Genomic DNA, 13855 nt, shown 5'->3' on the forward strand with positions numbered 1-13855 from the left:
GCCACGTTTTACAATGAGGAAAGAAGATGATCGCGGAGTTTGAATCACGCATTCTGGCATTAATCGACGGTATGGTTGACCATGCCAGTGATGATGAGTTGTTTGCCAGTGGGTATTTGCGTGGCCACCTGACATTAGCCATCGCAGAACTGGAAAGTGGTGATGACCACTCCGCCCAGGCGGTACATACGACCGTTAGCCAGAGTCTGGAAAAAGCCATTGGTGCCGGTGAGTTGTCGCCGCGAGACCAGGCGCTGGTGACCGATATGTGGGAAAACCTGTTTCAGCAGGCGTCACAGCAGTAAGTAATGTGCCGGATAAGGCGTTCACGCCGCATCCGGCAAACACTGCCAAAGCAGATTACCCCGCCTTAATCGCTTTACCCTTCAACAACTTCCGCACCCATAACCGATTTGGATTTAACGCCGCCAGCGTATTGCTATCCATCGGAATCGGTTCGTCGCTCATCTGCGCTGCCAGAATCTCGGCACACAGCGGGGCAGAACACAAACCACGCGAACCTAAAGCCGCAAGCATAAAAAGATCGTCATAAACCGGCGCGCTGACCGCGTTGTCTTTCTGTTCCGCCAGAGAGGCATATTCTGCGAGCGTTGCCTCATAATCAGGGACATTGCCTACCATTGGCAGATGATCACGAGTGGCACAACGCACACCGCAGCGAGCGTCTTTATCACTGACATCAACCTCTTTTGCCCACTGCGCCTGTGGGAAACAATCAATCAACCGCTGGCGATTCTGCTGCTGATCTTCATCACTGTACGCCGTATCTTCGCTGCCGCGATGATAACTGGCACCAATACAATGGTGCTGATTCGCCGGATTTTGTGGCGTGAGATAACCGTCATAGCACAGCACCTGCTTCAGCTTCACCAGTTCCGGCGTTGTTGGAATATGGCTGACCTGACCGGCAACGGAATACATCGGCAGAGACGACGTTTGGCTGAAACCGCTGATTTGATACCCGTTCGCCAGTACCACCACGCTATGCGTCGCTTGCTGATCACCCGCAAAATTCAATAACCAACAGTCATCCTTACGGGATAAATCCTTTAACTGATGTTGATAACAAATCTGCAAACCCTGCTGTTGCGCCAGTTCCAGCACATTACGGGTCAGCTCTGCCGGACACAGCCAACCACCTTGCGGATAAGTAATACCGCTGCAATTTGTCGCAACGCCCGTAATTTGTTCAACCGCCTTAGCATCAACGGCCACAGCCAGTTCTGCGGGTAAATCCATCGACAGCATTTGTGCGATTTTGTGCTGACTTTTCTCATCCCAGCCTAACTGCGTGACGCCGCACCAGTCATGATCAAATTTAACGGGCAATAAATCGTAAAGCCGACGAGCAAAAGTAAACGCATTGGAGAAAAACCGGTTTAGTGCTTCATCATGTTTACTTAAGAGCGGATACAGCGCCCCCTGGCGATTGCCGGAAGCACCGAGCGCGGGGGCCTCATCCCCACAATAAAGCGTAACCTGCCATCCACGACGTAATAGCGCCAGCGACAACAATGCGCTGGCGATACCACCGCCAATAATCGCCGCTTCCCGTTTGTTGCTACCCGTACGGTTAAACCACGGCGTGGAACAGGGGAGGGGTAATGTCTGTTCCATTACCCCACAAAGCATCTCCCGTTTACGCCCAAACCCTTTGCGCTTTTGCATGGTGAATCCGGCTTCCTGCAAACCCCGGCGGACAAAACCGGCAGACGTAAATGTCGCTAGCGTACCGCCCGGACGCGCCAGCCTTGCCATGGCGTTAAACAGATTTTGCGTCCACATATCCGGGTTTTTCGCTGGCGCAAAGCCGTCCAGAAACCAGGCATCTACTTTTTGATTTAGCGAATCGTCCAGTTGGCTGGTCAGTTCGTTAATATCGCCAAACCATAAATCCAGCGTCACGCGGCCTTCATCGAGCAATAAACGATGGCAACCGGGCAAGGGCAAAGGCCACTGCGCCTGAAGTTTTTCTGCCCACGGTGCCAGTTCTGGCCAGTGTTGATGCGCTAAGGCTAAATCCGCACGAGTGAGGGGAAATTTCTCAAAACTAATGAAATGTAAGCGTTGTAATTGCGCTTGCGGATGAGCTTCGCGAAACTGATCAAATGCCTGCCATAGCGTCAGGAAGTTTAATCCGGTGCCGAAGCCGCTCTCTGCTACCACAAACAGAGGATGCGGATGTTCAGGAAAGCGTGCCTCTAATTGGTTACCCCCAAGAAAAACATAGCGTGTCTCTTCCAGTCCGTTATCGTTGGAAAAATAGACATCGTCAAAATCTCGGGAAACAGGTGTACCCTCAGCATTAAATTCGAGGTTGGCAGGTTGTATGGCGTAGTGTTTCACGTAAGTTACTCGTCTTACAGGCGGTGGCTCGATCTTAGCGATGTGTGTCAGGCTGCGCAAATTTCTCTATTAATTGGCTGATCGGACTTGTTCGGCGTACAAGTGTACGCTATTGTGCATTCGAAACTTACTCTATGTGCGACTTACAGAGGTATTGAATGAAACGTGCAGTGATTACTGGCCTGGGCATTGTTTCCAGCATCGGTAATAACCAGCAGGAAGTCCTGGCATCTCTGCGTGAAGGACGTTCAGGGATCACTTTCTCTCAGGAGCTGAAGGATTCCGGCATGCGTAGCCACGTCTGGGGCAACGTAAAACTGGATACCACTGGCCTCATTGACCGCAAAGTTGTGCGCTTTATGAGCGACGCATCCATTTATGCATTCCTTTCTATGGAGCAGGCAATTGCAGATGCTGGCCTCTCCCCGGAAGCTTATCAGAATAACCCGCGCGTTGGCCTGATTGCAGGTTCTGGCGGCGGTTCCCCGCGTTTCCAGGTGTTCGGTGCTGACGCTATGCGTAGCCCGCGCGGCCTGAAAGCGGTTGGCCCGTATGTGGTCACCAAAGCGATGGCATCTGGCGTTTCTGCCTGCCTCGCCACGCCGTTTAAAATTCACGGCGTTAACTACTCCATCAGCTCCGCGTGTGCGACTTCCGCACACTGTATCGGTAACGCAGTAGAGCAGATCCAACTGGGCAAACAGGACATCGTGTTTGCTGGCGGCGGCGAAGAGCTGTGCTGGGAAATGGCTTGCGAATTCGACGCGATGGGCGCGCTGTCTACTAAATACAACGACACCCCAGAAAAAGCCTCCCGTACTTACGACGCTCACCGTGACGGTTTCGTTATCGCTGGCGGCGGCGGTATGGTGGTGGTTGAAGAGCTGGAACACGCGCTGGCGCGTGGGGCTCACATCTATGCTGAAATCGTTGGTTACGGCGCAACGTCTGATGGTGCAGACATGGTTGCTCCGTCTGGCGAAGGCGCAGTTCGCTGCATGCAGATGGCGATGCACGGTGTTGATACGCCAATCGACTACCTGAACTCTCACGGTACTTCAACTCCGGTTGGCGACGTGAAAGAGCTGGCGGCTATCCGTGAAGTATTCGGTGATAAGAGCCCGGCGATTTCTGCAACCAAAGCAATGACCGGTCACTCTCTGGGCGCTGCGGGTGTGCAGGAAGCTATCTACTCTCTGCTGATGCTGGAACACGGCTTTATCGCACCGAGCATCAACATTGAAGAGCTGGACGAGCAGGCTGCGGGTCTGAACATTGTGACCGAAACGACCGATCGCGAACTGACTACCGTTATGTCTAACAGCTTCGGCTTCGGTGGCACCAACGCCACGCTGGTAATGCGTAAGCTGAAAGATTAATTCGGAGTAGGTCGGATAAGACGCGTCAGCGTCGCATCCGACGATACGCGCCAGTGCCGCTTCCGGCACTAAAGAAAAAGGGAACCCGATGGTTCCCTTTTTCACATCATTGACAATCGCCGCCTGTTCCAGGCAAACTTCCCGCTTTGTCGATTTCCTTCTGAAAAGACGTACGCGTTAAATCCTGCCAACGCGTACCGTAACCCTGAAACCAGAGAGATGAGACGGGGAAATTCCTCGCCTCGCGCTGCATTCTGGAGTAATGCATGACTGCTGTAAGCCAAACCGAAACACGATCTTCTGCCAATTTTTCGCTTTTCCGCATCGCTTTTGCGGTTTTTCTCACCTACATGACCGTAGGGTTACCATTGCCGGTTATCCCGCTGTTTGTTCATCATGAGCTGGGCTATGGCAACACCATGGTCGGGATTGCCGTCGGCATTCAGTTTTTGGCTACGGTACTGACGCGTGGCTATGCCGGACGACTGGCCGATCAATATGGTGCAAAACGTTCGGCGCTTCAGGGGATGTTAGCTTGTGGTCTGGCAGGGGGCGCACTGCTGTTGGCGGCGATTTTGCCCGTCTCCGCACCGTTCAAATTTACTCTGTTGGTCGTCGGACGTTTGATTCTTGGCTTTGGTGAAAGCCAGTTACTGACGGGCGCTCTGACCTGGGGATTGGGCATCGTTGGACCAAAACATTCCGGCAAAGTGATGTCATGGAACGGAATGGCGATTTACGGTGCCCTCGCTGTTGGTGCGCCGCTTGGCCTGTTGATTCATAGCCATTACGGTTTTGCTGCCCTGGCGCTCACCACAATGGCATTACCCATACTGGCGTGGGCCTGTAACGGCACAGTGCGCAAAGTACCGGCCCTGGCGGGAGAACGTCCATCGCTGTGGAGCGTTGTCGGGCTTATCTGGAAACCAGGGTTAGGTCTGGCGCTACAAGGTGTTGGTTTTGCGGTTATCGGAACTTTCGTTTCGCTCTACTTTGCCAGCAAAGGATGGGCGATGGCGGGCTTTACTCTTACCGCGTTTGGCGGGGCATTTGTCGTGATGCGCGTAATGTTTGGCTGGATGCCGGACCGTTTTGGCGGCGTGAAAGTGGCGATTGTTTCTCTGCTTGTAGAAACAGTGGGCTTGTTGCTGCTCTGGCAGGCGCCAGGTGCGTGGGTCGCATTAGCGGGCGCGGCCTTAACCGGAGCTGGATGTTCGCTTATCTTTCCAGCGCTGGGCGTGGAGGTGGTTAAACGTGTACCGTCACAAGTTCGTGGCACCGCACTGGGCGGATACGCCGCGTTTCAGGATATCGCCCTCGGCGTCTCCGGGCCGCTGGCGGGAATGCTGGCGACCACGTTTGGTTACTCATCGGTATTTCTTGCCGGGGCGATCTCTGCGGTGCTGGGAATTATTGTCACGATACTGTCGTTTCGTCGGGGTTAACGAACCAGCCAGACCAGCATCAGGATAATCGCGACTAATAGTATCCACAGCGCGGGACGCGTTGCCATATTTTGCAACGTGTCCATCATCGGTGGAAAAGGATTAAGCAGCGGTTGCATATCACGCGGATCAATCCCTTTAACCCGCCGTTGATAAAGCTGATTAAGGATATCCTCAGCCTGGGCTGAAGAAAGCGATGATTGTGCAGAAAGGCCATATTTTTGCTGGATATATGCCGATAACGCCGCTAGTTCACTGGCATCTAAAGGTTGTTTCAGCGCCATCTGTAGTGATTCCAGCGTCGGCGTATTTTGCTGGCTTAGCGTCTGACGCGCCTGCAGCCAGGTCACCAGATGGTTAAACAGTTTCGCTGGAATTAACTCACCATCTTTCACCCCGGAAAGTTCCAGCATCGATTGCCAGATCTGCTTGCTGGGTTCTCCCGTTGCCGCCGCAAGTTTGGTAACCAGCTGTTTGAGCGTATTGTGCTCCGCCGGTAATAACGGACGGTCGGTCGCCTCGCGCTGCTGCGGTTGCGGGATAACCATCTTCCCTTCCTGCAACAGGGTGAGAATGGTTTTTAATTGCTCCGGTGAGAGCTGATTCAGTGGCGTCTGACCAAAGTTATGACGAATATAATCCGTGACCGCCTGACGATTATTCCCCAGGCGTAAATACTCACCCAATTGGGCTAAAAGCTGGCGGGCAGAATGGCTTTTTTGCGCGGTCAGCAAACGTTGCGCCAGATTATGCTCAGCGGCGGGAAAGTGACGCGAAAGCAGCGGCGAATCTCCCGACAGGCCAATATCATGCCTGATACCCGCCCACAGTTCTGCTCTTTGCTGTTGCGTCAGCGAAGTCACTTTCGTCATTAAGCTTTCCAGCGAAGTACGTTGCTGACTGGATAAAGGCTGATTGCCCGCGCCAGACGGCAGGTTATCTCCCTGACCTGGTGGTTGCCCAGGAGGAGGGCCGGAAATAGGTTGTATCATTACGTATCCTTATACCTGAAATCATCGCAAGTATGCCTGGCCGCGAGATTATGGCACACTTGTCCGGTTAACTCTCGTCTCATACAGGTAACACAAACGTGAGAATCCTTGTTGATGAAAATATGCCTTATGCCCGCGACTTATTTAGCCGTTTGGGTGAGGTGACTGCGGTTCCGGGGCGTCCAATCCCAGTAGCTCAACTGGCAGATGCGGATGCGCTGATGGTGCGTTCGGTCACCAAAGTGAATGAATCTTTGCTGGCAGGAAAACCCATTAAATATGTTGGCACAGCCACAGCGGGAACCGACCATGTCGATGAAGCATGGTTAAAGCAGGCGGGAATTGGTTTTTCCGCAGCACCTGGCTGTAATGCGATTGCGGTGGTGGAATATGTTTTCTCCTCACTGCTGATGCTTGCTGAACGCGATGGATTTTCACTGCATGAGCGTACCGTGGGGATCGTGGGCGTTGGTAACGTTGGTCGGCGTTTACAGGCGCGACTGGAAGCGCTGGGGATCAAAACCTTGCTTTGCGATCCGCCGCGTGCCGATCGTGGGGATGAGGGCGATTTCCGTTCGTTGGATGAATTAGTCCAGCATGCGGATATCCTGACATTCCATACGCCACTCTTTAAAGACGGACCGTACAAAACGCTGCATCTGGCGGACGAAAAACTGATTCGTAACCTGAAGCCGGGAGCGATCTTGATTAACGCCTGCCGTGGCGCAGTCGTCGATAATACTGCCCTGTTGACCTGTCTGAATGAAGGTCAGAAGTTAAGCGTTGTGCTGGATGTCTGGGAAGGCGAACCGGAACTCAACGTGGAATTGCTGAAAAAAGTGGATATCGGCACGCCGCATATTGCGGGTTACACCCTCGAAGGTAAAGCCCGTGGCACTACGCAAGTATTTGAAGCGTATAGCAAGTTTATTGGGCGTGAGCAACACGTTGCGCTTGATACGTTGCTACCCGCGCCAGAGTTTGGCCGTATTACACTGCATGGTCCGCTCGATCAACCGACGCTGAAAAGGCTGGTGCATTTGGTGTATGATGTGCGCCGCGATGACGCACCGCTGCGTAAAGTCGCCGGGATACCGGGTGAGTTCGATAAACTGCGCAAAAACTATCTTGAGCGCCGTGAATGGTCATCTCTGTATGTGATTTGTGATGACGCCAGTGCGGCATCATTGCTGTGTAAACTGGGTTTTAACGCCGTTCATCATCCGGCACGTTAATCTCTTCTTCATGCTCTCTGCTGTAATATTGGCAGGGAGCTTTGCTATTTCTGGAGTAAACCACCATGTCTGAAGGCTGGAACATTGCCGTCCTGGGCGCAACTGGCGCTGTGGGCGAAGCCCTGCTTGAAACGCTGGCTGAACGTCAGTTCCCGGTTGGGGAAATTTATGCACTGGCACGTAACGAAAGCGCAGGCGAACAACTGCGCTTTGGTGGTAAGACAATCACCGTGCAGGATGCCGCTGAATTCGACTGGACGCAGGCGCAACTGGCGTTTTTTGTCGCAGGCAAAGAAGCTACCGCTGCCTGGGTTGAAGAAGCGACCAACTCAGGTTGCCTGGTGATCGATAGCAGCGGATTGTTTGCTCTCGAACCTGACGTACCGCTGGTGGTGCCGGAAGTAAACCCGTTTGTACTGACCGATTACCGCAACCGAAATGTCATCGCCGTACCGGACAGTCTGACCAGCCAGCTGCTGGCGGCACTGAAACCGTTAATCGATCAGGGCGGTTTGTCACGTATCAGCGTCACCAGCCTGATTTCTGCCTCCGCCCAGGGTAAAAAAGCGGTCGATGCGTTAGCAGGGCAGAGCGCGAAACTGCTGAACGGTATTCCGATTGACGAAGAAGATTTCTTCGGTCGTCAGCTGGCGTTCAATATGCTGCCGTTACTGCCGGATAGCGAAGGTAGCGTGCGTGAAGAACGTCGTATCGTTGACGAAGTACGCAAAATCCTGCAAGACGAAGGGCTGATGATTTCGGCAAGCGTCGTCCAGGCACCGGTTTTCTACGGTCATGCCCAGATGGTCAACTTTGAAGCACTGCGTCCGCTGGCGGCAGAAGAAGCGCGTGATGCGTTTGCCCAGGGCGAAGATATTGTGCTCTCTGAAGAGAACGAATTCCCGACGCAGGTGGGGGATGCTTCTGGTACGCCGCATCTTTCCGTTGGCTGTGTACGCAATGACTACGGTATGCCGGAGCAAGTCCAGTTCTGGTCAGTGGCCGATAACGTTCGCTTTGGCGGCGCGCTGATGGCAGTAAAAATCGCCGAGAAACTGGTGCAGGAGTATCTGTACTAATGTCCGACCAGCAACAACCGCCAGTTTACAAAATTGCGCTGGGCATTGAGTACGACGGCAGTAAGTATTACGGCTGGCAACGGCAGAACGAAGTACGCAGTGTGCAGGAGAAACTGGAAAAGGCACTCTCTCAGGTGGCGAACGAACCGATCACCGTCTTTTGTGCCGGGCGTACCGACGCAGGCGTACACGGTACAGGGCAGGTTGTGCATTTCGAAACTACCGCGCAGCGTAAAGACGCTGCGTGGACGTTGGGCGTAAATGCGAATTTACCTGGTGACATCGCCGTGCGTTGGGTTAAAGCTGTACCTGATGATTTTCATGCCCGATTTAGCGCCACGGCTCGCCGTTATCGCTACATCATCTACAATCATCGGCTGCGTCCGGCAGTGCTGAGTAAAGGGGTAACCCATTTTTACGAACCGCTGGACGCTGAACGGATGCATCGGGCCGCGCAATGCCTGCTGGGCGAGAATGATTTCACCTCGTTCCGTGCGGTGCAGTGCCAGTCCCGAACCCCGTGGCGCAACGTTATGCATATTAATGTCACGCGTCACGGTCCTTATGTGGTGGTAGATATCAAAGCAAATGCCTTTGTACATCATATGGTGAGGAATATTGTCGGCAGCCTGATGGAAGTCGGTGCCAACAACCAGCCGGAGAGCTGGATAGCAGAACTGCTGGCAGCAAAGGACAGAACGCTGGCGGCAGCAACGGCAAAAGCGGAAGGGCTGTATCTGGTCGCGGTGGATTACCCTGACCGGTTTGATCTTCCAAAACCGCCAATGGGCCCGCTATTTCTGGCGGACTAACGAGAATAAAGCTCGGAAAATTTCAGGCTGTAGCCAACGTAGTTACGGCCTGAAAGATGACGAGTACAAGGCATAGGCTAATATGGACCTGATTTATTTCCTCATCGATTTTATCCTGCACATTGACGTGCATCTGGCAGAACTGGTCGCAGAGTATGGCGTCTGGGTTTATGCCATTTTGTTCTTAATTTTGTTCTGTGAAACCGGTCTGGTGGTAACGCCGTTCTTACCGGGAGATTCGCTGCTGTTTGTTGCAGGGGCACTGGCCTCGCTTGAAACCAACGATCTCAATGTTCATATGATGGTCGTACTGATGTTAATTGCCGCGATTGTTGGTGATGCGGTCAACTACACCATAGGACGGTTGTTCGGTGAAAAGTTATTCAGTAATCCCAATTCGAAAATTTTCCGTCGCAGCTATCTCGACAAAACCCATCAGTTTTATGAGAAACATGGCGGCAAAACCATTATTCTCGCCCGTTTTGTGCCGATCGTCAGAACGTTCGCCCCGTTTGTTGCGGGAATGGGCCACATGTCGTACCGTCATTTCGCTGCCTATAACGTGATCGGCGCACTGTTGTGGGTACTGCTTTTTACCTACGCAGGCTATTTCTTCGGTACAATTCCGATGGTTCAGGATAACCTTAAGCTGCTGATCGTCGGGATTATTGTGGTTTCCATTTTGCCGGGCGTCATCGAAATTATCCGTCACAAACGCGCTGCGGCACGCGCCGCAAAATAAAAAGTAACTCCGCGGTTCGACCACTTTTTTATCCAAAGTTTCGGGCTGTTATGTTTTAATGTGCAACATTCATGGTCTGTTGGGGGCAAAAATGGCATTATGCGTCCCCAAAGATAAAACTGGCATCGAACCAGGTTCAGACAGAAAGGTCCCTAATGAGCTGGATTGAACGAATTAAAAGCAACATTACTCCCACCCGCAAGGCGAGCATTCCTGAAGGTGTGTGGACTAAGTGTGATAGCTGCGGTCAGGTTTTATACCGCGCTGAGCTGGAACGTAATCTTGAGGTCTGTCCGAAGTGTGACCATCACATGCGTATGACAGCGCGTAATCGCCTGCATAGCCTGTTAGATGAAGGAAGCCTTGTGGAGCTGGGTAGCGAGCTTGAGCCGAAAGATGTGCTGAAGTTTCGTGACTCCAAGAAGTATAAAGACCGTCTGGCATCTGCGCAGAAAGAAACCGGCGAAAAAGATGCGCTGGTGGTGATGAAAGGCACCCTGTATGGAATGCCGGTTGTCGCTGCGGCATTCGAGTTCGCCTTTATGGGCGGTTCCATGGGGTCTGTGGTAGGTGCACGTTTCGTACGTGCCGTTGAGCAGGCGCTGGAAGATAACTGCCCGCTGATCTGCTTCTCCGCCTCTGGTGGCGCACGTATGCAGGAAGCACTGATGTCGCTGATGCAGATGGCGAAAACCTCTGCGGCACTGGCAAAAATGCAGGAGCGCGGCTTGCCGTACATCTCCGTGCTGACTGACCCGACCATGGGCGGTGTTTCTGCAAGTTTCGCCATGCTGGGCGATCTCAATATTGCTGAACCGAAAGCGTTAATCGGCTTTGCCGGTCCGCGTGTTATCGAACAGACCGTTCGCGAAAAACTGCCGCCAGGATTCCAGCGCAGTGAATTCCTGATCGAGAAAGGTGCGATCGACATGATCGTCCGTCGTCCGGAAATGCGCCTGAAACTGGCGAGTATTCTGGCGAAGTTGATGAATTTGCCAGCGCCGAATCCTGAAGCGCCGCGTGAAGGCGTAGTGGTGCCACCGGTACCGGATCAGGAACCTGAGGCCTGATAACTGATAAGGGCAGGGCCACTGGCTCTGCCCTTTTGCTATTCTCACCGTAACGAATCAGCGGATACCATGATTATCAAACGCACTCCTCAAGCCGCGTCGCCTCTGGCTTCGTGGCTTTCTTATCTGGAAAACCTGCACAGTAAAACTATCGATCTTGGCCTTGAGCGCGTAAGCCAGGTCGCGGCACGTCTTGGCGTTCTGAAACCAGCGCCATTTGTGTTTACCGTTGCGGGTACGAATGGCAAAGGCACCACCTGCCGTACGCTGGAGTCGATTCTGATGGCGGCAGGGTACAGAGTGGGCGTCTACAGTTCGCCGCATCTGGTGCGTTATACCGAGCGCGTACGTGTGCAGGGCCAGGAATTGCCGGAATCGGCCCACACAGCCTCTTTTGCGGAGATTGAATCGGCACGCGGTGATATTTCCCTGACCTATTTCGAGTACGGTACGTTGTCGGCGTTGTGGCTGTTCAAACAGGCACAACTTGACGTGGTGATTCTGGAAGTAGGGCTGGGCGGACGTCTGGATGCAACCAATATTGTCGATGCTGATGTTGCGGTGGTGACCAGCATTGCGCTGGATCATACCGACTGGTTGGGGCCAGATCGCGAAAGCATTGGTCGTGAGAAAGCAGGGATTTTCCGCAATGAAAAACCGGCAATTGTCGGAGAGCCTGAAATGCCTTCTACCATTGCTGATGTGGCGCAGGAAAAAGGTGCACTGTTACAACGTCGGGGCGTTGAGTGGAACTATTCCGTCAGTGACAATGACTGGACGTTTAGCGATGCTCACGGCACGCTGGAAAATCTGCCGTTGCCGCTTGTCCCGCAACCGAATGCCGCAACGGCGCTGGCGGCACTGCGTGCCAGCGGGCTGGAGGTCAGTGAAAATGCCATTCGCGACGGGATTGCCAGCGCAATTTTGCCGGGACGTTTCCAGATTGTGAGCGAGTCGCCACGCGTTATTTTTGATGTCGCGCATAATCCACATGCGGCGGAATATCTCACCGGGCGTATGAAAGCGCTACCGAAAAACGGGCGCGTGCTGGCGGTTATCGGTATGCTACATGATAAAGATATTGCCGGAACTCTGGCCTGGTTGAAAAGCGTGGTTGATGACTGGTATTGTGCGCCACTGGAAGGGCCGCGCGGTGCCACGGCAGAACAACTGCTTGAGCATTTGGGTAACGGCAAATCATTTGATAGCGTGGCGCAGGCATGGGATGCCGCAATGGCGGACGCTAAAGCGGAAGATACCGTGCTGGTGTGTGGTTCGTTCCACACGGTCGCACATGTCATGGAAGTGATTGACGCGAGGAGAAGCGGTGGCAAGTAAGTTTCAGAATCGGTTAGTGGGTACGATCGTGCTGGTGGCGCTGGGGGTGATTGTACTTCCAGGGTTGCTGGACGGGCAGAAAAAACATTATCAGGATGAGTTCGCGGCTATCCCGCTGGTGCCAAAAGCGGGCGATCGCGATGAGCCTGATATGATGCCAGCCGCCACCCAGGCGCTGCCGACGCAGCCGCCGGAAGGCGCAGCGGAAGAGGTACGGGCAGGTGATGCCGCAGCACCGTCGCTCGATCCGGCCACTATTGCAGCCAATAACACCGAGTTTGAACCGGAACCTGCACCGGTCGCTCCACCGAAGCCGAAACCGGTGGAACCGCCTAAACCGAAGGTTGAAGCAGCACCTGCGCCGAAGCCAGAACCGAAGCCGGTCGTGGAAGAAAAAGCAGCGCCAACGGGTAAAGCTTATGTTGTGCAACTGGGCGCGCTGAAAAATGCCGATAAAGTGAATGAGATTGTCGGTAAGCTGCGCGGCGCGGGTTATCGGGTTTATACGTCGCCATCCACGCCGGTGCAGGGTAAAATTACCCGTATTCTGGTTGGGCCAGATGCCTCGAAAGATAAGCTGAAAGGTTCGCTGGGTGAACTCAAGCAGCTTTCTGGCTTAAGTGGCGTGGTGATGGGCTATACACCGAATTAATACGGTTTTGCCTGATGCGACGAGGTCTGTGCAGGAGTAGAACCGTAGGTCGGATAAGGCGTTCACGCCGCATCCGACCCGCATTGCCCGATGCCGCAAAGGCATGAAAAGTCGATGGCGTTGAATATTTTTTCAGCGCCATTTTTATTGAAGCGTGGGAAGGAAATCCCTACGCAAACGTTTTCTTTTTCTGTTAGAATGCGCCCCGAACAGGATGACAGGGCGTAAAATCGTGGGACACATATGGTCTGGATTGATTACGCCATAATCGCGGTGATTGCTTTTTCCTCTCTGGTTAGCCTGATCCGCGGCTTTGTTCGTGAAGCGTTATCGCTGGTGACATGGGGTTGTGCTTTCTTTGTTGCCAGTCATTACTACACTTACCTGTCAGTCTGGTTTACGGGCTTTGAAGACGAACTGGTTCGAAATGGGATTGCCATCGCGGTACTGTTTATCGCTACCCTGATCGTTGGTGCTATCGTGAACTTCGTGATAGGCCAGTTGGTGGAGAAAACGGGGTTGTCAGGCACCGACCGGGTGCTGGGCGTCTGTTTCGGTGCGTTGCGCGGTGTGTTGATTGTTGCTGCCATTCTCTTCTTTCTCGACTCCTTTACCGGGGTGTCGAAAAGCGAAGACTGGAGCAAATCACAGCTGATCCCGCAGTTCAGTTTTATCATCAGATGGTTTTTTGATTATCTGCAAAGCTCGTCAAGTTTCTTGCCCAGAGCGTAAGTGCTCTGAGAT

The 13855-nt window shown here is 53.3% G+C and carries 13 protein-coding genes; 11 read left to right on the forward strand and 2 right to left on the reverse strand.

The features are described 5' to 3' along the window. Positions 1-26: 26 nt before the first annotated feature. The gene (locus BEB42_RS19180) at positions 27-305 is read left to right on the forward strand and encodes a YfcL family protein (protein ID WP_000559764.1); all 279 of its coding nucleotides are present in this window, start codon (positions 27-29) and stop codon (positions 303-305) included. A gap of 55 nt (positions 306-360) precedes the next feature. Here BEB42_RS19180 and mnmC read toward each other — a convergent pair whose 3' ends face one another. Further along, positions 361-2367, reverse strand: a complete 2007-nt coding sequence (gene mnmC, locus BEB42_RS19185) for a bifunctional tRNA (5-methylaminomethyl-2-thiouridine)(34)-methyltransferase MnmD/FAD-dependent 5-carboxymethylaminomethyl-2-thiouridine(34) oxidoreductase MnmC (protein ID WP_074500921.1) — start codon at positions 2365-2367, stop codon at positions 361-363. A 158-nt stretch (positions 2368-2525) separates the two neighbouring features. Between mnmC and fabB the strand changes: the two genes are divergently transcribed. Both fabB and BEB42_RS19195 read left to right on the forward strand, forming a co-directional pair. Then, complete coding sequence (gene fabB, locus BEB42_RS19190) at positions 2526-3746, forward strand: beta-ketoacyl-ACP synthase I (RefSeq protein ID WP_000817187.1); 1221 nt, start codon at positions 2526-2528, stop codon at positions 3744-3746. A 266-nt stretch (positions 3747-4012) separates the two neighbouring features. Continuing rightward, positions 4013-5191, forward strand: coding sequence for an arabinose transporter (locus tag BEB42_RS19195; RefSeq protein ID WP_000127791.1), 1179 nt, complete (start codon positions 4013-4015; stop codon positions 5189-5191). Here the strand turns inward: BEB42_RS19195 and flk are convergent. Continuing rightward, positions 5188-6183, reverse strand: coding sequence for a flagella biosynthesis regulator Flk (gene flk, locus BEB42_RS19200; protein ID WP_000615830.1), 996 nt, complete (start codon positions 6181-6183; stop codon positions 5188-5190). The two genes, BEB42_RS19195 and flk, sit on opposite strands and share 4 nt — an antisense overlap. A 98-nt stretch (positions 6184-6281) precedes the next feature. On the opposite strand from flk, the gene pdxB reads away from it, so the two are divergent. The 8 genes from pdxB (at position 6282) to cvpA (ending at position 13843) form a co-directional block, all read left to right on the forward strand. Further along, a complete protein-coding gene (gene pdxB, locus BEB42_RS19205) occupies positions 6282-7418 on the forward strand; it encodes a 4-phosphoerythronate dehydrogenase PdxB (protein ID WP_105267496.1) in 1137 nt (378 codons plus the stop codon). A 65-nt stretch (positions 7419-7483) separates the two neighbouring features. Beyond that, complete coding sequence (locus BEB42_RS19210) at positions 7484-8497, forward strand: aspartate-semialdehyde dehydrogenase (protein WP_001289165.1); 1014 nt, start codon at positions 7484-7486, stop codon at positions 8495-8497. Continuing rightward, positions 8497-9309 carry a tRNA pseudouridine(38-40) synthase TruA gene (gene truA / locus BEB42_RS19215; RefSeq protein ID WP_001283592.1) on the forward strand — a complete coding sequence of 271 codons (813 nt, stop codon included), beginning with the start codon at positions 8497-8499 and terminating at the stop codon, positions 9307-9309. The genes BEB42_RS19210 and truA overlap by 1 nt, the downstream gene beginning before the upstream one ends. Before the next feature lie 82 nt (positions 9310-9391). Beyond that, complete coding sequence (locus BEB42_RS19220) at positions 9392-10051, forward strand: DedA family protein (RefSeq protein WP_000364335.1); 660 nt, start codon at positions 9392-9394, stop codon at positions 10049-10051. A 155-nt stretch (positions 10052-10206) separates the two neighbouring features. Beyond that, positions 10207-11121 carry an acetyl-CoA carboxylase, carboxyltransferase subunit beta gene (accD, locus tag BEB42_RS19225; RefSeq protein WP_000118404.1) on the forward strand — a complete coding sequence of 305 codons (915 nt, stop codon included), beginning with the start codon at positions 10207-10209 and terminating at the stop codon, positions 11119-11121. Positions 11122-11190: 69 nt separating this feature from the next. Further along, positions 11191-12459 (forward strand): bifunctional tetrahydrofolate synthase/dihydrofolate synthase, encoded by a 1269-nt coding sequence (gene folC, locus BEB42_RS19230; protein WP_000584600.1) that lies wholly within the window; start codon positions 11191-11193, stop codon positions 12457-12459. Continuing rightward, positions 12449-13111, forward strand: coding sequence for a cell division protein DedD (dedD, locus tag BEB42_RS19235; protein ID WP_000146990.1), 663 nt, complete (start codon positions 12449-12451; stop codon positions 13109-13111). The genes folC and dedD overlap by 11 nt, the downstream gene beginning before the upstream one ends. A 243-nt stretch (positions 13112-13354) precedes the next feature. Then, positions 13355-13843 carry a colicin V production protein gene (gene cvpA, locus BEB42_RS19240; protein WP_000262113.1) on the forward strand — a complete coding sequence of 163 codons (489 nt, stop codon included), beginning with the start codon at positions 13355-13357 and terminating at the stop codon, positions 13841-13843. Positions 13844-13855 lie beyond the last annotated feature (12 nt).

This window comes from Escherichia sp. MOD1-EC5990 (genome assembly GCF_002965285.1).
Taxonomy (GTDB): domain Bacteria; phylum Pseudomonadota; class Gammaproteobacteria; order Enterobacterales; family Enterobacteriaceae; genus Escherichia; species Escherichia coli_F.

Bases quoted from the DNA above. Each gene is read 5' to 3' on its own strand.
- BEB42_RS19180 (WP_000559764.1), top strand. From the start codon at position 27: ATGATCGCGGAGTTTGAATCACGCATTCTGGCATTAATCGACGGTATG.
- fabB (WP_000817187.1), top strand. From the start codon at position 2,526: ATGAAACGTGCAGTGATTACTGGCCTGGGCATTGTTTCCAGCATCGGT.
- BEB42_RS19195 (WP_000127791.1), top strand. From the start codon at position 4,013: ATGACTGCTGTAAGCCAAACCGAAACACGATCTTCTGCCAATTTTTCG.
- flk (WP_000615830.1), bottom strand. From the start codon at position 6,183: ATGATACAACCTATTTCCGGCCCTCCTCCTGGGCAACCACCAGGTCAG.
- BEB42_RS19210 (WP_001289165.1), top strand. From the start codon at position 7,484: ATGTCTGAAGGCTGGAACATTGCCGTCCTGGGCGCAACTGGCGCTGTG.
- truA (WP_001283592.1), top strand. From the start codon at position 8,497: ATGTCCGACCAGCAACAACCGCCAGTTTACAAAATTGCGCTGGGCATT.
- BEB42_RS19220 (WP_000364335.1), top strand. From the start codon at position 9,392: ATGGACCTGATTTATTTCCTCATCGATTTTATCCTGCACATTGACGTG.
- accD (WP_000118404.1), top strand. From the start codon at position 10,207: ATGAGCTGGATTGAACGAATTAAAAGCAACATTACTCCCACCCGCAAG.
- folC (WP_000584600.1), top strand. From the start codon at position 11,191: ATGATTATCAAACGCACTCCTCAAGCCGCGTCGCCTCTGGCTTCGTGG.
- cvpA (WP_000262113.1), top strand. From the start codon at position 13,355: ATGGTCTGGATTGATTACGCCATAATCGCGGTGATTGCTTTTTCCTCT.